Source organism: Pseudohongiella sp. O18 (assembly GCF_021729085.1).
In the GTDB taxonomy this organism is placed as follows: domain Bacteria; phylum Pseudomonadota; class Gammaproteobacteria; order Pseudomonadales; family Pseudohongiellaceae; genus Pseudohongiella.
Genome location: NZ_JAJSAR010000001.1, coordinates 1,487,290 through 1,504,642, shown reverse-complemented (window position 1 = coordinate 1,504,642; position 17,353 = coordinate 1,487,290). Strand labels below are relative to the sequence as shown.

Genomic DNA, 17,353 nt, shown 5'->3' with positions numbered 1-17,353 from the left:
CCTGCCCCGATAGCAGCTACCCTGAATCAGCTGCGGCGGTTAACCAGTTTCAGTACACCGCTGGCGGTCAGTATCGGCTCTCCCTCAACCTCCAGCACCGCTCGCGCAAACACCAGCGAGCGGCCTTTGCGAATCACCTCTCCACGACCTGTTACCAGATCACCCTCTTGGGCCGGACCGACAAATTCACTATTGCATGAAACCGTGACCACGCCTTCGTGAGTACCACCAATGGCGGCCAGGCAAAGGGTGTAATCGGCGAACATCATGGAAATACCACCATGCAGCGTGCGATGCGCATTGCAGTTCTCGGGTTTTACGCGGAACGCTGTGTGGATTTCACCATCCTGCAGCGCGAAAAAGAAAGGACCTATGCTGTCTTCCGCCTGGTCACCATCCCAGTGCTGAAAATGTCCGGGAATACCATAGTCCTCGGGACGGTGGCCCTTCCGCTTGTAACTGCTCATGGTTCGGGCGTCCTAATCAGTCCTTGTCGTCATCATCGTCTGTGGCAACGTCTGCCACCGCGCCAGCTACCTTGAATGGCACTTTGGCGACTTCCAGTGTGACGTCCACGGCTGCGCCTACTGCTGTGCCCAGACAGCCGCTCATTGCTGCCATCAGCAGAGCCACACTGCTTATGCGCAGTGTAGTGGATATCACCGAATTACGAGACGAATCAAACATGTTTGGTCCTGCTGTTGGAGAATTCGTGAATGTGTTCGACAACCGCGGGCCCCATGGCCACCAGTTCCCGAAAGCTGTCAGCCAGCCGCTCGCTCTCGCTGAGCACAGTCTGCCAGTATTTGAGCCGCTGTGCATCCGACAGGCGCCGAAAGTCATCACGGTCAGGTATTTTCCCATAAGGCAGTCGATCAACAAACTGCTTTGTGGGTGTAACAAGCACAACGTTGTCAAAGTGCGCAGGGTTGGCGCGGCGCCAGCGCGCAAGCTTATCGAACCAGCCCGGTACAACGGAGGCGTAAAAGTGCGGATACAACACCAGGCCATCTGATTTTTCGTATGGCAGATCAAGGTGATAGTCGGTCATGCCACCATCGCGAAAAACAGCCCCTGGAGCTCCCTCTACCTGCGTGACAGCCTCCATGACCAGTGGAATTGATCCGCTTGCCATCAAAGCACTGTGAACGTTCTGCGCAGACAGCGGGACATATTGTGTTGGCATGTCACTTAGCACAAGCTCGTCTGCGCCTCGATCACAGGCGTTGTGAAACACGTAGCGCTCAAAAAACCAGCGCAGGCTGCGGCGACTGCCGAGGTTTCCGAGCGCGACCAGCGTCAGCCCAATATTCAGCATCAATTTATTCTCAGGGCGGGTCAGCCGCCGGGCTCTGTCCGTTATGACATACAGGCGCCGATGCTGATTGCTGGCGATCGCCGCAGCCGCCTTCTCAATACTCATGTCGTTTGCTGCAAGTACCTGATTGAGCATCTTCCTGGCCTCAAGACTGATCTCATAACGGTCAGGGCGTGACGAGTAGGTCTGGCTGGAATAATGCGTGGCCAGCGCCTGAAGACTGGCAACCGGATCAGGTGCAGCATAGCAGGCAAGCCGCCAGGCACCCGCAGATGATCCCACCATTCTTAGCGGGACGCCGTTGCGGGGCCCAAAAAATTCACCTGCCAGATAACGATCAAGGCCATACAGCACAAACCACTTTGGGCCGCCAGACGCTCCAGCAAGCCAATTAAAATCCCGTCCGCGCAAACCGTTCTGCGCCAGCGAATTTTTTGCGGCTGCACCAGCCATCAATCTTAAATCGGACATAGTAAAATCTGTTCGTAATCAATGCAGCAAATTATAATTAATAGTGATGATAAGGCTATGGATACGTGTCACAAATTATCACAGCTTAATTCACGCACAACATAGCTCGGAACGCCAAGCATCGATAGTATTGTAGAAAAGCTCAACAGGTGAACAATGATGACCACTAAGTTAACAGACTACAGCATCCCTCTGATTGCTGCCGTCCTGGTAGTCACGGCACTGATGCTGCCGGCAGCAGCGCAGGCGCAGGGTGCCACTCAACACGAGCGTGCCCTGTCTGCCACGTCATCAGAGCTTGCCCAGCGTCATTATCGCCGCGGCAACACTTACAACAATCTGGAGCGTTACGATGAGGCGATTGAAGAATATCGTCTGGCTGTAGCAGCGGATCCGAATCTGGCTGACGCCTATCGCAACCTGGCCAATATTTTTCTCTCACAGGAGCGCCCCGACGATGCCATCCCCATGATGGCGCGTTTCATCGCCCTCCAGAATCAACCCAGCACGCCTCTGACCGCGTCGTTAAAAACCATCGGTGATCTGTTGCGCCGCGCTGAGCGTTTCGAAGAGTCTATCGAGTATGACTTGCGAGCCATCGAAGCTGATCCGCGTGATGACTCCATCGTCCATATCATGGGCAATATTTACGACAACGCCGGGCACACAGAGAAAGCCATTCAGGTCTACGAAACGGCCGTCCGCGTCATGCCAGACAATGCATTCATGAATCGTACACTGGGCAGACTGTACGAGCGCGAAGGCCGACTGGAGGATGCGCTGGCTCAGTATCGAATGGCAGCGGAAAAAGACCTTGGCTCACAATTCTATAAAGAACTGGTACAAACACTGGAAGCACGCCTGAATGGCGCGCCGCTGCAGGCCAACGGCTAATTGATCTGCGCGTCGCAGCCTTACCGGCCGGCGGCGCGCGAGCCCAGAACCATCAAGCGCTGGGTCCGCTCCTCGGGCGGAAGCTCAGCCAGCGACTCCACAGCCTGATAGAAGTTCATCAAATCCTCACCGCTCTGCTGATACAGGGCCGCAAATGCCGGCACCCAGTCAAAATAAGTCGACACGGTAAGCAATTGCGCATTGTTCAGCGGACCTGCGAACCAGCCATCATAGCGGCCACTGCTGCTTTGCGCGCGCCAGCTCTCCCGCATCTGCTGCTGTAATGTCTGTTTGGATTCCTGATCGGCATCGGGCGCCTGGTAAAGCTGTTCAAAGCGCTGACGCCAGTCCTGCACAAATTCTGTGAAACGGCGCTGCTCCTCCTGCTCAGCCAGGTATGTCTGGAAGTGGTTTTCATCATCATTGCGGGCCAGCCAACGCTCAACGCCCAGCTGCTCTACAAAGCTGGCGAAACTCTCATTGAATTGAGTGTCACCTGGCACGTAAATTTGTTGATGAGCCATTTCATGGAAAATCAGACCCGCCAGGCGATGATCTGGTCGACGCATGACGGTTGACGGTATCGGGTCGGCAAACCAGCCCAGCGTGGAATAGGCGTCTACACCTCCGATGTACACATCAAAACCGCGCTTCTCCAGATCACTGGCAAAGTCTCTGGCCGCTGATTCAGTGAAATACCCGCGATAACTGACACAGCCGGCTATAGGAAAACACCATTGCAGGGGCTGCATCGCGAAGGCAGGTGCGGCGAAAACATTCCACACCAGATAGGACCGCTCCACGTCCACGTAGCTGGTATAGCTGCCATTGTCTGGCAGCCCCAGTTCATTAATCGCAAACTGGCGGGCATCTGATACAAGCTGCAGCTTTTCAAGCAGTTCTGGCGGGGTATCAGCGCTGGCGATCAACTCCGCAATCGACTGTCGATTCATCAGCAGGGAAAGCTGCCCGGTTGCAGCCTGGGTATAGAAAGACACCGCGGAGCAGGCGCTGAGCGACAGGGCAAGCAGGGTTATCAGCAGTGCCTTGACGCCGGGTTTCACGAGCCTAATCTTGCGGAGCAATGTCACTGCGAGGATGCAGGCTGATTTCAAAGACATGGGACCACAACTTACCGGTAACGAGCAGCCTGCGCTGCTCAGCATCCCAGGCAATACCATTCAGTACCGAATCCCCAGGTCCACGCTCGGTTCTGTCAGCCAGCCCGGTCAGGTCAATCACGCCGGTAATATCACCAGTTTCCGGGTTGATTCGAACAATCTGCTGAGACATCCAGACATTTGCCCAGACCTCTCCATCGATGAACTCCAGCTCATTGAGGTTTCCTATATACTGCCCGCCCGCCTGCACGGCCACGCGACGACGGGTTGCGAAGGTATCCGGATCCAGGAAATACAGCTGATGGCTGCCGTCACTCAATATCAGTGATTCTCCATCCCAAGTCAGGCCCCAGCCCTCCATCGGGATAAAGTGAGCATTTACCCGCTCAAAAGTATCCAGGTCGTACTCAAAGGCAACATTTTCGCGCCAGGTCAGTTGGAACAGGCGATCCCCTGCGACGGCAATCCCCTCGCCAAAGTAACGCTGGGCCAGGTCAACACGACGAACGATCGAACCATCGGCAAGATTGATCTCCATCAGCGCAGATTCACCGTAACGTCCCGTTCCCTCATACAGCCGTCCGTCATGAATCAGCAGCCCCTGAGTAAAAAAGCGGCTATTGTGCGGATATTGTGCCACGACTTCGAAGTCATACACCGGAACCTGCGCTCTGGCAGGCACCGCGATTGAAAGTGCCAGACCAATAAGCAACAGACACAGCAGGTTTTTACCAGCAGCGCCGTATGGCAATGAACCCGTAATACCAAAAGATATGCAAGGTCGCTGGCGACGCTCAGCAAGACTGTGTGACAGATGTAATCGGGGGAACAACATGCTATGTTCTGGCTCCTGCACAGCTAGCTTGCCTGATAATTCTGCGTCAGTTTAGGGAGGAAGCAGCACAATGACAAGTCAGTGCCTGTTCTGTCGAATCATCGCCGGTGAAATTCCCAGCACCCGGGTTTACCAGGATGAACATGTCTATGCTTTTCGCGACATAAGCCCGGTCGCTCCAACACATATTCTCGTCATTCCTCGCAAACATATCGCCAGTGTGGCCGACGCAGAGGACGGTGATTGCGAGCTGATGGGAAGTCTGCTGCTGGCGGCACGCCGTATCGCAAAAGAAGAAGGTCTGAGTGAGGGCGGCTATCGGCTGGTCATCAATACTGGAGACGATGGCGGTCAGACTGTCCATCATTTGCACCTGCACATTCTGGGCGGGAGACAGATGCAATGGCCGCCAGGCTGATCAGGTGAACAGCACCGCCTGATGTGCCGCCCGGCTCAGGCGCTCTCAGCAACGCCAGACTCGATGTCCAGTTGCTCCCTGATCGACATCAAACCGGCACGGCTTGCATCAAAGACGCCGAGCTCCGTGATCAGGCCGGAAACCAGGCGTGCGGGAGTAACGTCAAAGCCGTAGTTGCTGACTGCTGTGGAGGCGGGTGTAATGGCAACCTTCTGAACGCTCACCTGCCCTGACTGGGATTCGCCTGCCAGCGCACCCTGCACCTGCCTGACTTCGTCGGCACTGCGCTCTTCAATAGGTATTTCCCGAACGCCATCCACACATTCAAAATCAATGGTCGAAGATGGCAGAGCCACATAGAAGGGCACCTGATTGTCGAAAGCGGCCAGGGCTTTCAGGTACGTGCCAATCTTGTTGCATACATCGCCTTGCGCGGTGGTGCGGTCGCTGCCCACCAGACAGACATCAACCTGTGCATGCTGCATCAGATGGCCACCGGCATTATCGACGATGAGAGTGTGTGGCACGCCACTACGGGCCAGCTCCCAGGTTGTCAGGGATGCTCCCTGATTGCGGGGCCGTGTTTCATCGACCCAGACATGAACTGGCAAGCCAGCGAGATGGGCTTTGTAAATGGGTGCCAGGGCCGTTCCCCATCCGCCCGTGGCCAGCCAGCCGGCGTTGCAGTGTGTCAGAATATTGAGCACCGCCTGGTCGCCGTCACGCTGACGTTTCGCCGCCAGCAGGTCCTGCAGAATCCGATAGCCATGATCCCCTATTGCGCCGCAGGCTGCTGCGTCTTCCGCCAGCAGAGCCCTGGCCAGCACCAATGCCCTTGGGGCGCGCTGCGCGGCGGGCACATCACGCAGTCCGTTTACCATGCGAGACAGGGCCCAGTGCAGATTGATGGCCGTCGGCCGGGTCGCCAGCAGTGTCTTGCTGCTGGACTCCAGGTCTTCGGGGTCCTGCTGCAGAGCTCGCCAGAGACCGAAGGCGGCGGTAATGCCGATCAGTGGGGCGCCTCTCACCTGCATGTCGACAATTGCGCTTACAGCGTCTGAGAGGGAGTCCAGGGTGCGGATGATCAGCTGATGAGGCAGATGCGTCTGATCGATGAAACAAACTTTCTGATCTGACTCGTCAAACCACAAAGTACGCATATTCTCGGCCGGAACAGCACTGAGCGCGGACATGTTGGACTCCTATAAACCAAAAACGCACCCGGAGGTGCGTTTTGTCGACTATTCTGGATTGTCAGCCGGCCATCAGGGCTCAACAACCGAAATATTGTAGATGCCGGCCTGTCTCGCCGCATCCATTACCATAACCATGGTCTCGACGTTGGAACGGTTATCTGGCTGGATGATCACTGATGCTGAGGGGTTCTCGGCTTTCAGACGGTCAATGTTCGCACGGATCTGACTGGGCAGAACGGCACGTGGCTCACCATTGAAACGAATCTCATTGTTCTGGCTAAGCTCGACCAGAATGTTTTTCAGATCGTCATTCTGTTCGGGCGGAGTCTCGTTGTTCTCGTTACTGGCCGCATCAATTGCCTGCTCTGACAGGAATGTTGCCGTTACCACGAAGAAGATCAACAGGATGAATACCACGTCGAGCATCGGGGTGAGGTCGACATTGCTTTCGTCTTTTTTACGTTCTCCAGCCAGTTTTTTCATTATATGCTACCAGTATCGTTTGATTAATTGCTTAACCAGTTGTTTTTATTACGATTTGCAGGACAACAAGCAGTTTGCTGCATATCCATCATTGCCCTAAGTATACCTGATATGACGGTGACGACAACAGATAAGGCGGACGGATTTAAGAATTATTGCGAGCCTGCCGCCGCACTACACAACGGCAGGCCTGATACAGAATCAGCGCAGTGAGCTGATCGTGAACTTGATGATTTCGCCCAGCTGCTTGGCAGGCTTACCCTCACGGGAATGCACGCGAAGCCCACTGAGTGCATTCATCAGCACATCGGTGGCCAGTTCAGCATTGGCAGACTTGTTCAGCTCGCCCGCTTTCTCAGCGTCTTTCAGGCGCTTCAGCAGCGCCTTGCGGATGTTGCTGTAGTAAGCCTTGACCAGCTTCTGGATGTCTTTGTTGTAATTGATGCTTTCACAGAAGGAATTCACCAGCAGGCAGCCCATGGACCGACGCTTGTTGGTGGTTGCCAGCACTGTTACATCAAAATACTTCTCGATCGCTGCCCAGGGTGCAAGCTCTTCATTGTTGAGCGTCGCTGCCAGTTCTTTGTCTACCAGCTTATTGTAGTGCTCCAGACAGGACTTGAAGAATGTGTCCTTATCACCAAAGGAGTTGTACAAAGTACCACGATTGATTCCAGTGACATCCAGCAGCTTCTGAACCGAGCTTGCTTCAAAGCCCTCTCTCCAGAATTGCTCCATGGCATTGGTCAATACATCTTCGTAAACGAACTCTACCGGTCTTGCCATAATAAATCACACACTCTCGTCAGATTGAATTGCTGGGCGGATTCTAGACGATAGGTTTTTCTTTTTACATCTATTGATACAAAATGCCACAATTGTTCCGAAAAAATTCAATTTTGACACTGGCTTAACACAATTGTGTCAGTATCCTGAGGGCACTTTCACAGGTGCTTGGGAACAAGCGTTCTCTAAACTGACTGGTGCCAATCTCACAAAGCAGACTGGCGGCGCAAGCCAGCAGACAGCCTGCTGAAAAGACGTGCTGTCATCACTACAGATTGGTCACCAGTGCGACGACCAGCCCCAGGGCACCACCAATGACTCCGCCCCAGACAACCAGCCAGCCCAGATGCTCTTTGATCATTCGCTGCACCAGTTCTTTGACCTGAGCGGGTGTCAGCTCCTGAAGCCTGTTATCGATCAACAGTTCAATTCGCGCCATCACATCATCACTGTGTGCCAGATCGTCCAGGCGTTTAGCAACAGCGTCATGGAACTGGGGCGACTCCACAAAGTCATACAGCGCGTCACGCATCCGGTCGGCGAATGGCTGCCGCAATGTCTCCAATGCCTTTGGACCGCCCACAAAGCCAAGCATACTGCCCATGGAGGATGCCATGATGGCCTCTACCAGCGAATCAAATGCCCGATCAAAATCCACCTCATCAATCATGGAAGGCATCATGTTGTGAATACCTTCCTGCATCAGCGCTGAGGCATCGAAGAAGCGATCAAGACTGTCTGGACTGAAAAACTGATCCATGATCATTTCGCGCAGCTTGGTTTTGATTGTCTCAAAATGCAGGCTGATGACACCTGACCCATACAGGCCGGGCACTTTCTCGAAAAGCATATGGATTGCCAGTGAGTTGGTTACCGCACCCGACAAAGCGAACAGGCCACTGCTCATCAGGTATGGAGCAATGGCCTGGGGTGCCACGAGTCCCAGCAGCACAAGCGTTAATGCAGCAAGATTGGTTATGCTTCCTTTACTCATAGTTCTTCCGTTATTAAAACTTGCGATGATCGCGAATGGGCATTTTGCGACGCAATTCGTGCAACTGATCAAGATCCAGCGCGGCACTGACTACCCCCTCACCACCTGGCAAAGTATCGAGCACACGTCCCCATGGATCGATGATCATGCTGTGCCCGAAGGTTTCACGCGTCTCGTTATGCACACCACCCTGCCCTGCGCCTATGACATAACACTGGTTTTCGATAGCTCGTGCCCGCAACAGCACTTCCCAATGCGCCTGGCCAGTAACCTTGGTGAAGGCGGCTGGTACTGTGATTAGCTCAACCTGCTCATTAAACAGTTCGCGGTAAAGTTCAGGAAAGCGCAGATCGTAACAGATCGTCAGCCCCAGACGGGCTACCGGCGTTTCCGCGACCACGACCTGATCACCCGGCTCAAAGCTGTCAGATTCGGCATATCGCGCCTGGCGATCACTGACCTCAACATCAAACAGATGTATTTTGTCGTAACGCGCCATCAGTCGACCGTCCGGGTCAAACAGCAGACTGGCTGGGCGCACCCGACCATCGCTCAGCACTTCCGGCTCGACGCCTTCGGGCGCAGGCCGTGTGATCAGTGGTACCGTGCCACCAACCAGATAAACACCATGCTCACGCGCTTTGCGCGACAGCATGCCCTGCAGCAAAGCATCGTAGTCCCCTTCACGCTCGGCAAAACGGGCCAGCGGCCCACCGTCGAGCACTGCAAAATTTTCTGGCAGCACGATCAGCGCTGCACCTCGCCCGGCGGCCTGATCAATCAGCCGCTCAGCGTCCCTGACATTTTTCTGGATGTCGCCACCACTGACCATCTGGATAGCGGCAACAACCGGCTTGCTGGTTTCAACATCATTCTGCTGCATGAGTCGTTCTCTTTGCTCAATTGAAGATCAATCGTCCGAATCTGCATCGGTAAACACCTGGTAGAGACGCGGCTCCAGTCCCTCCCAGGGGCCCTCAAGTGTATAGTGCGCACTGGTGAGATTGTCGACCTGGTCACCAAAGATACGGTCGAAAATGAAGACACCTACCGCCATTTGCCAGTTGATCAGGTTGTTAAGTACGGCCAGCCCGCCCAGCCAGGGAATATTATCGCTAACCGGCAGGGTAATATACAAATCAGCATCAATGGTCTCGGCGGCCAGATCTACCGTCCCTTCCAGCTGAAACAGACTGGCTGGACCGATAATCTGCAAACGATCCTCGATGGTGACGATACCATCTCGCAGACTGATCTGGCCGGTAATTTCGTCATAAGACAAGCCTGTACGTGCCAGGTCGCCGCTAAAGCGGAGGCGACGCATGATGGCATCAAAATTAATAATACTGATCAGGCGCAGCGCGCTGTTGGCGACGCCGGCACGCTGCCGGAAACGACCGTTTTGCACCTGCAGGTCGATATCACCATTGAGACCCAGTGCCGAGAAATACGCAGGACTGCCATCCCAGTGTAACCGCGTGTTGAAACGAGCCGTCTGACTTTCCAGACTGGGCGCATATCCAAAAGAGCTGAGCACCGGCGCCAGATTCTGAGCAGTGACGATGCCATTCAGCGCACTGCGATGCTGCTGTCCATCATAGATCCAGCGAAACTCAGCCGGCTCCTCTTCGGTTCCGATAGACAGCCCGCGAACATTCAACTGCAGATTTCGAAACAGCGCGCCCGCAGCATCCGGAATCAACTCGAACGACCAGCTGCCGAAATCAGCCTCGCCAAGAATCAGCTCGTCTATCGACAATCGCATCGGTGGCAGAGTCCGCGGGTCAAAGGCAGCCAGCGGGTCTTCACGGGGCAGTTCAAACTCTACAGCTGGCAGCTCTTCGAGATCCAGCTCCACATTTGCCTGACTGCTCGCGACCTCGCTATCGACAGCTGCCACCAACTCTGGCTCCGCACTTTCCGGTTCGTCGAATACTTCGTAGTCCAGCTGCAGGCGATCAAGGTCAATATTCCAGAGCTGATCGCTACCACCGGGAATGACCAGGTTTCCGGCCAGCGCCTCACTGTCAAAACCAAAGCGCCAGTCCTGATTCGTTTTATTGAGTGACAGATTGACGTTGGTAAATCGCTCGTCAAACGCCAGCAGTTCCCCGACTCGCACCCCGGCGGTGCCTGTGATTGCGGACAGTCCACCCATGCTGCCGACACCAGCCAGGTTACGCGAGTCTGTCATCATTTCACTGATCGCCAGTTGCCAGGCTTCAAGATCAAAGACTGCAATCTCGCCCAATACCTCCAGACCAGGTGCACCCGGGTTGAGGCGTCGTACCTGCATGCCATTGCCCGTACTGCCCAGGTAAATCAATCCGCTATAGGCGCTGTCAGGTTCACCACCTGTAAGCCGCATCTGCAACCTGTCACCCAGAGTCAAGACGATATCCGGGTTACTGGCTGCGAATGTCAGTCTTAGATCAAGCGGCAAAGCCTCGCCAGCCGCCTTACTGAATGGCGCTGGATACGCGAAGGCGACATCATCAAGCGCCGTACGGACCGAGAGCTCCGGCGCCTGTCCCAGCCGCAGCTGGGTCTGGTGTTCAAACTCACCGGTGGTTTTGATGAGTATGGGCCGCAAAAACCCTGGCAGACCGGGCCAGTCAAGCAAGGCCTCAACACTGGAGCGGCCGGTGACATTGATCTGTGTGTTGCCAATACCCTGCTCACTGTCCGCCGACAGGATCTCGAAATCCGTTTCGCGCCCCATTACCACGCCAGACATATCTGTCGAGCTCAAACCGCTGTGCGCAGAGTAATGCAATTGCCCCGACAGATCTGAGGCGGTCAGTTCATACTGGGGAATGTAAAGCGCGTTGTCGGCAAACTGCATATCCAGCTGCACTTCCGGCTCTACACCTTCTATGAACAACGGGATTACCAGGGAGAGTGTGAAGTCAGCACTGCCCTGCGCCTGCCATCCACTCAGATACTGGGCGACATCGCGGGTAACAGGTGTCCGGGCAAGGTACTGCAAGCCCTGATCGGCTGTGCCACGGCCAGTGCCACTGACCGTCAGCCAGCTGCCGCCGCCGGGGTTCTGCTGGACAGACGCTTCCGTCTGCTGGAAGTCGATGCCCATGCTCTGACCAGCTTCGGCAAGCACATAAACCTCACCGTCGCTAACCGTCACAGTGCCACTGACCTGCTCCAGAGCCGGCCATTCAGGGTCGAACTTCAATTCACCGTCCGCCACCCGGTAGAACATCTGCATGGTGCGCTCGGCTGGCAGTGCCCCGCCGTCCACATGACCACGAAATATGAAACCACTGCCGGCGCCACTGCCAGCAATCACAGCGTCGTCGACCCAGGAAAGTACGCCCTGGGCAGAGCGTGGTGCGCCGGCAGCCATGGGCAAATACAGCGACTTGCGGCTTACATCCGCTTCCAGAGCACCTACCATCAACTCCAGATTGATAAATCTATCGGCTGTCTCATTCACATCCAGGGCAAATTGCGCCCGTGCATTCAAATGGGGAGATTCGACAACCACTACGCTGCTGGCAAGGCGCATCTGCATGGCGTCCTGGTAATCGACATGAACGTTGACGCGACCATTTACTTGAGAGTACTGCCAGACATCATCAAACAGGCGCGGGATCTGCATCGACATATCCTTACCCGCCACTTCGACAAAACCATCAATCACGCGTGCGGACGTATCAAAGTCTACCTCGGCGTAACCGTCCACACCCCAGAAAGCTGGCACACCACGATGCGCGCTGATGGCTCCCTCCCGGATATTGCTGCTGAATGCACCGACCCATTGCCCGTCGCTTGCGGGCTGAGCACTCATCACAATATTGCGTAACTGGCCACGTGGATTGAAGGTATCCAGCTCCTGCCGAATGGTACCGGCGGGCAACAGCGCCAGCATCAGGCGACTGGCCAGGCCAGTATCAAGCGCGTCCATGTGCAGGCGAATCTGCTGACCAGGCAGATAGTCCAGTGTCAGACCACCATCCGGCCAGCGGCCTCCGTCATAGGCAAACTCGAGTCCCTCGAACTGCAGGTACCAGCTATCATCAGGCGCCTGGTAATACTTCAGCCAGTCAACGTCCAGTTCGTCAATCGTTACCTGCTCGACCATGGTCTGGCTGTCATCCCAGACACTCAGCGAAGCATTGCCGCCGCCTCGCCAGGTCAGCCCCTGCAGATTCCCCTGCTGAATATCCAGCCAGAATTCGCCAAACAGTTGCAGGCCCGACAATTCAAGCCGCCCGCCTCCGGCCCGTGAGAGATCCAGTGAGGCCAGCAGTTCTGCATACTCCGCGGGTGGAGCATTGAGGTAAACGTGTCCCTGCAGACTGGCTACTGAATCGCCCGTCAAGTCCGCAGAGAGCCTCAGCTCATCGCTGGCCATCTCAGGAAAAGCCGACAGTATCAGTTGGTGCTGACCACCCTGGCTCTGAAATTCGATGCGCGCATCGGCCATGACCAGTTCGTCACCGCGGAACGGACGAAAACTGATTTGTGTGTCATCGAGGCGGAAACGTGCCAGCGCAGTCATCCACTGAAACAGCTGCTCGGGATTGATCTGTGGGGGTACGGCGGCCTCACCGAGTCCGGCAAGCTGCCAGCGGCCGCTTTCCGACTGCGCGAAATTAAGGTGGAGCTGCTCTATGGCCGCCGACGCAATAATCAGGCGGCGCGCCAACAGACTGGCTGGTACATCGGCGAATACGTCCACACGTTCCAGACGCAGTGCGGGCGGCAGGGCATCGAGATCAGCCTGGCGGCCATTAATCTGCAGGCCTTCAATAACAAAGCGTGGGCTCAGCCGGTGCCATTCACCATGGATGGCGTCCATTTTGACGCTGGCATCCAGCATCTGCGACAGGCGCTCTTCTATCTGCTCCTGATAGTCGCTGACCATCGGTACCAGCTGCCGTCCCAGACTGACATAGAGCGCCATGAGGACCAGCAGGGTCAGCAAAGACCAGAACGCCAGGCGCAGGCCGATGCGACCAATCGATCGTGTGATCTGCCAGATCATGAATATCCATCAATACAGTACGACATCATATTGTTCCTGAGTATACATCGGTTCCACCTCGAATCTGATGGTTTTCCCGGTGATTACTTCCAGATCGGCAAGCGTACTTGACTCCTCATCCAACAACCGGTCAACAACCGTTTGCGATGCCATGACCAGCAACTCATCATTTTCATAGACCCGCGCAACTCGCACAATCTCACGGAATATCTCGTAGCAGATCGTTTCTGCTGTCTTGATTCGTCCTCTGCCCTCACAAACCGGACAGGGGCTGCACAGCACCTGACCAAGACTTTCCCGCGTGCGCTTGCGCGTCATCTCTACCAGACCCAGCTCCGATATTGCCGTTACCATGGTTCTGGCATGATCCTTTTCCAGCGCTTTGGTCAAGGTACGCAGTACCTGCCGCTGGTGTTCTGGATCTTCCATATCAATGAAATCAAGAATGATGATACCGCCGAGGTTGCGGATACGCAGCTGCCGGGCGATGGCTGTTGCCGCTTCCAGATTCGTCTTCAACACAGTCTCGGCATGGTTGCGGCTGCCCAGGTACCCCCCCGTGTTGACGTCGATGGTTGTCATCGCCTCGGTCTGATCGATAATCAGATCACCGCCTGACTTGAGCCTGACCTGACGACCCAGCGCCTTTTCGATTTCATCATCAATACCGTAGAGATCGAATATCGGTCGCTCACCACGATAAAGCTCTACCCGGTCCCGGTATTCAGGCATGAAGTCGTTGATGAACTCGCGGATTTCATCAAAGGCCTCCTGCGTATCGACGCGGATTTTTTCAATATTCGGCGCAATCAGATCGCGCACAGCCCGCAGATACAATGGCAGGTCACGGTACAGTACACGGACTTCCTTGCTGCGTCCGATGCGGCGTTCAACCGCTGCCCAAAGCTTGTACAGGAAACGGATATCTTCACGCAGCTCGCTTTCAGTCGCGCCCTCGGCAGCGGTGCGAATAATGAACCCTCCCCTGGGTTCGGACTCATCGCCGTGTTCCTCGGCTATGCAGGCGTGGAGAACCTGTTGCAGTCTTTCGCGCTCTTCTTCGCTTTCAAGACGCTGCGAAATGCCGATATGCCGGTTACGCGGCAAGTAAACAAGGTGGCGTGATGGCAGGGTCAGATGCGTTGTCAGCCTGGCACCTTTGGTGCCTATGGGGTCTTTGGCTACCTGGACAACAATCATCTGTCCTTCATGCAAGTGTGCCTGAATGGCAACCGGGTGTTCTTCGCGTACCTCAAGCCCATCGGCACCAATCGGGGCGATATCAGCATTGTGAAGAAATGCGGCCCGCTCCAGTCCGATATCAACAAACGCCGCCTCCATGCCTGGCATGACACGCACAACCTTGCCGAGGTAGATATCTCCGACAAAACCACTGCGACTGCGGCGCTCCAGAAATATTTCCTGCAACAGACCGTTTTCGATGAGCGCCAGCCGGGTCTCCCGGGGCGTTACGTTGATTAATATTTCTTCACTCAAGATCCGTCTCCGCAACTCAGCTGCGAGCTTGACTGCGCAGGGTGTGGCGATTCAATTCAGTAGGCACTGCGTAGTCAGCGAGCAACTGGGAAGTCTCATACAGCGGCAGGCCGACCACGCCCGTGTAACTACCGCACAGACGCTCCACAAACGCCGCTGCCAGGCCCTGTATCGCGTAGGCACCGGCCTTGCCAAAGGGTTCGCCCGTCGCCACATAGGCCTCGATGTCGTCTCCGCTCATTGCCCTGAAGGCTACATCCGTGCTGACCACCGCAATATTGTGACGCTCTCTGTCCATCAGGCAGACTGCGGTAATAACCTGATGCTCGCGCCCGGCCAGGCTGCCCAGCATTTGTGCCGCATCCGCCCCGTCAACCGGCTTGCCCAGCAATCGCTGGCCCAGCACAACAATAGTATCAGCCCCCATGACAGGCAGATGCGTCTCCGCTTCGGCGCCATCTGCCAGTAATGCGGCAACAGCCGACGCTTTCTGGCGAGCCAGCCGGGATACATAGTCTGTCGGAGATTCACCGGCAAGTGCAGTTTCGTCGATGTCGGCAGCCAGCACCCGAAACTTCACGCCGAGTTGCTCCAGCAGCTGGCGGCGACGCGGCGAGGCCGATGCCAGAACAAGGTCGACCAGCCCGTCCTCTGACAATGCGTTGTTGGGGCTAGTGGACATCAAAACCACGTCGCAGGTGCCGCAGCATTACAAACAGCCACGGCCAGATGAAAGCACTGGACAGGGCTCCGAGCAGGAACAGCAGGCTGCCTTCGCTGGATTCCTCAAGTCCTATTTTGATCCAGTAGCTCAGCATCATGCTCAGGCCGACAAGTGCCAGAATCATGCCGCTTTGCTGCAGGGCGGAGAACATGCGCAGCCGTTGATGCAGGCTCAGTGTGATGTATGCAAGCAGCGCAAAGGTCAGTGCGTTCATGCCAAGCAGGGACCCTTCCAGAATGTCCAGAAACGCCCCGGCAAACCAGGCGGTCGCGATGCCAACCCGGTACGGGATGGCCATCACCCAGTAAATCAGTACCATGGCCACCCAGGCAGGCCGGTAATGCATGGCCCATTCGGGGAACGGGACGATCTCCAGCAGATAGGCGACCAGAAAACTCAGGATGATCACCCAGATTCCATTAGCTCTTGGCGTCATGGCAGATCCTCCCCTGGTCCGGGCCCGTCTTCCTCAGGCATCACTGTTTCATCGGCCTCTGCGCTTTCAACTGCTGTTTCTGTACCTTCTGTATTCACACTGTCGGTCACAGCAGCTTCTGTATCGGCACTTTGCTGGCCGGCAGTTGGCATATCTGTTTCCTGCTCATCCGCATCCCGCACCAGCAGGGCATTATCGTCTGGCACAGTGTCACGCTCAGCCTCGATATCGTTGCCTGAATTCGTGCTGACTGTGGGCTCTGACACCTCTTCGGTGACCGGCAGTTCACCGGGGCCCGCGCCCAGAAAATCATCCGGAACTGGCACGCTACTGATCACCTCGTCGTCGGGAATCACCAGCATCACATGCCGTGTTCTGTCCATCTGCGCCAGCGGGCGGGCCCTGATGACGGCAAACGCCTGACCCGGGTCATGAACAACACTGGTGACTTCGGCCACCGGATAGTCTTTAGGGAAACGCTGCCCCAGTCCGGAGCTGACCAACAGGTCACCCACCACAATATCAGCTGTATCAGGAACAAATTCCAGTTCCAGGCCGGCCACATCACTGCGGCTGCCGCGGGCTATGGCGCGTTCACCATTGCGATTTACCTGAACTGGTGTGCCATGGCGGGAGTCGGTGATCAGGAGGACCCAGCTGGTAAAAGGCAGCACTTCTACCACCTGGCCCATCAGACCATGAGCATCCAGCACAGCCTGACCCTCGAACACGCCATTATGGGCGCCACGGTTGATCAGTACACGCCGCGCGCCAGGGTCGTTGGATACATTGATGATTTCAGCGGTGACTGCTCGCCCCTGCACGGTCTGCGATGCTGCCTGCAGATCACGCAGACGGCTGTTTTCGCTAGCCAGGCCCGCCAGCAATTGCAGTTCACGCTGGGCAAACAGCAGTTCCTGGCGCAGTTGGGCATTTTCTTCGATCAGATCCCGCTGCGAAACGAAAACATCATCGATCCACAGCGAAACACGGGTGGGGATATCAGCAACCCAGTAGATGGGTGTACTCAGATAGGCGACGGTAAAACGGAATCTATCCAGATAGTCGTAGCGCCGATCCGCAAACATGACCAATACCGCCAGCAGAACAAACGCTACCAGGCGGTATTCAAGCGATACACCTTTTGTGAATAAGGGTTTAATAGCCAGAAC

The 17,353-nt window shown here is 55.7% G+C and carries 17 protein-coding genes; 2 read left to right on the top strand and 15 right to left on the bottom strand.

Going from position 1 to position 17,353, the window contains the following annotated elements; all coding sequences use genetic code 11:
• Positions 1-26: 26 nt before the first annotated feature.
• The 3 genes from LVD14_RS06625 to LVD14_RS06615 are packed head-to-tail and all read right to left on the bottom strand — an operon-like array spanning position 27 to position 1,789.
• Positions 27-467, bottom strand: a complete 441-nt coding sequence (locus tag LVD14_RS06625) for a PaaI family thioesterase (RefSeq protein WP_237133241.1) — start codon at positions 465-467, stop codon at positions 27-29.
• A gap of 16 nt (positions 468-483) precedes the next feature.
• On the bottom strand, positions 484-687 hold the full coding sequence (locus LVD14_RS06620) for an NF038104 family lipoprotein (protein WP_237133240.1): 204 nt from the start codon (positions 685-687) through the stop codon (positions 484-486).
• The gene (locus LVD14_RS06615; RefSeq protein WP_237133239.1) at positions 680-1,789 is read right to left on the bottom strand and encodes a patatin-like phospholipase family protein; all 1,110 of its coding nucleotides are present in this window, start codon (positions 1,787-1,789) and stop codon (positions 680-682) included. Before LVD14_RS06615 ends, LVD14_RS06620 begins: the two co-directional genes overlap by 8 nt.
• Before the next feature lie 156 nt (positions 1,790-1,945).
• On the opposite strand from LVD14_RS06615, the gene LVD14_RS06610 reads away from it, so the two are divergent.
• Complete coding sequence (locus LVD14_RS06610; protein ID WP_237133238.1) at positions 1,946-2,683, top strand: tetratricopeptide repeat protein; 738 nt, start codon at positions 1,946-1,948, stop codon at positions 2,681-2,683.
• A gap of 20 nt (positions 2,684-2,703) precedes the next feature.
• Here LVD14_RS06610 and LVD14_RS06605 read toward each other — a convergent pair whose 3' ends face one another.
• Entirely contained in the window at positions 2,704-3,747 is a 1,044-nt protein-coding gene (locus LVD14_RS06605) for an aminopeptidase (RefSeq protein WP_237133237.1), read from the bottom strand.
• 4 nt (positions 3,748-3,751) lie between these two features.
• The gene (locus tag LVD14_RS06600) at positions 3,752-4,639 is read right to left on the bottom strand and encodes a glutaminyl-peptide cyclotransferase (protein ID WP_237133236.1); all 888 of its coding nucleotides are present in this window, start codon (positions 4,637-4,639) and stop codon (positions 3,752-3,754) included.
• Positions 4,640-4,709: 70 nt separating this feature from the next.
• Between LVD14_RS06600 and LVD14_RS06595 the strand changes: the two genes are divergently transcribed.
• A complete protein-coding gene (locus LVD14_RS06595) occupies positions 4,710-5,057 on the top strand; it encodes a histidine triad nucleotide-binding protein (RefSeq protein WP_237133235.1) in 348 nt (115 codons plus the stop codon).
• 35 nt (positions 5,058-5,092) lie between these two features.
• On the opposite strand, the gene mtnA is transcribed toward LVD14_RS06595, so the two are convergent.
• The 10 genes from mtnA to mreC all read right to left on the bottom strand — a co-directional run bounded on the left by mtnA (position 5,093) and on the right by mreC (position 17,344).
• The gene (gene mtnA, locus LVD14_RS06590) at positions 5,093-6,250 is read right to left on the bottom strand and encodes an S-methyl-5-thioribose-1-phosphate isomerase (protein WP_237133234.1); all 1,158 of its coding nucleotides are present in this window, start codon (positions 6,248-6,250) and stop codon (positions 5,093-5,095) included.
• A 72-nt stretch (positions 6,251-6,322) separates the two neighbouring features.
• The gene (locus tag LVD14_RS06585) at positions 6,323-6,736 is read right to left on the bottom strand and encodes an ExbD/TolR family protein (protein ID WP_237133233.1); all 414 of its coding nucleotides are present in this window, start codon (positions 6,734-6,736) and stop codon (positions 6,323-6,325) included.
• A 201-nt stretch (positions 6,737-6,937) separates the two neighbouring features.
• The gene (locus LVD14_RS06580) at positions 6,938-7,522 is read right to left on the bottom strand and encodes a TetR/AcrR family transcriptional regulator (RefSeq protein ID WP_237133232.1); all 585 of its coding nucleotides are present in this window, start codon (positions 7,520-7,522) and stop codon (positions 6,938-6,940) included.
• A 268-nt stretch (positions 7,523-7,790) separates the two neighbouring features.
• A complete protein-coding gene (locus tag LVD14_RS06575) occupies positions 7,791-8,516 on the bottom strand; it encodes a DUF445 family protein (RefSeq protein WP_237133231.1) in 726 nt (241 codons plus the stop codon).
• A 13-nt stretch (positions 8,517-8,529) separates the two neighbouring features.
• Positions 8,530-9,399 (bottom strand): carbon-nitrogen hydrolase family protein, encoded by an 870-nt coding sequence (locus LVD14_RS06570; RefSeq protein ID WP_237133230.1) that lies wholly within the window; start codon positions 9,397-9,399, stop codon positions 8,530-8,532.
• Between the two features lie 27 nt (positions 9,400-9,426).
• Positions 9,427-13,524, bottom strand: coding sequence for a YhdP family protein (locus LVD14_RS06565; protein WP_237133229.1), 4,098 nt, complete (start codon positions 13,522-13,524; stop codon positions 9,427-9,429).
• A gap of 9 nt (positions 13,525-13,533) precedes the next feature.
• Positions 13,534-15,021, bottom strand: a complete 1,488-nt coding sequence (gene rng, locus LVD14_RS06560; protein ID WP_237133228.1) for a ribonuclease G — start codon at positions 15,019-15,021, stop codon at positions 13,534-13,536.
• A 16-nt stretch (positions 15,022-15,037) separates the two neighbouring features.
• The gene (locus tag LVD14_RS06555; protein WP_411268257.1) at positions 15,038-15,703 is read right to left on the bottom strand and encodes a Maf family protein; all 666 of its coding nucleotides are present in this window, start codon (positions 15,701-15,703) and stop codon (positions 15,038-15,040) included.
• Positions 15,693-16,181, bottom strand: coding sequence for a rod shape-determining protein MreD (gene mreD / locus LVD14_RS06550; RefSeq protein WP_237133227.1), 489 nt, complete (start codon positions 16,179-16,181; stop codon positions 15,693-15,695). The genes LVD14_RS06555 and mreD overlap by 11 nt, the downstream gene beginning before the upstream one ends.
• Positions 16,178-17,344, bottom strand: coding sequence for a rod shape-determining protein MreC (gene mreC, locus LVD14_RS06545; protein ID WP_317622700.1), 1,167 nt, complete (start codon positions 17,342-17,344; stop codon positions 16,178-16,180). The genes mreD and mreC overlap by 4 nt, the downstream gene beginning before the upstream one ends.
• Positions 17,345-17,353: the final 9 nt, after the last annotated feature.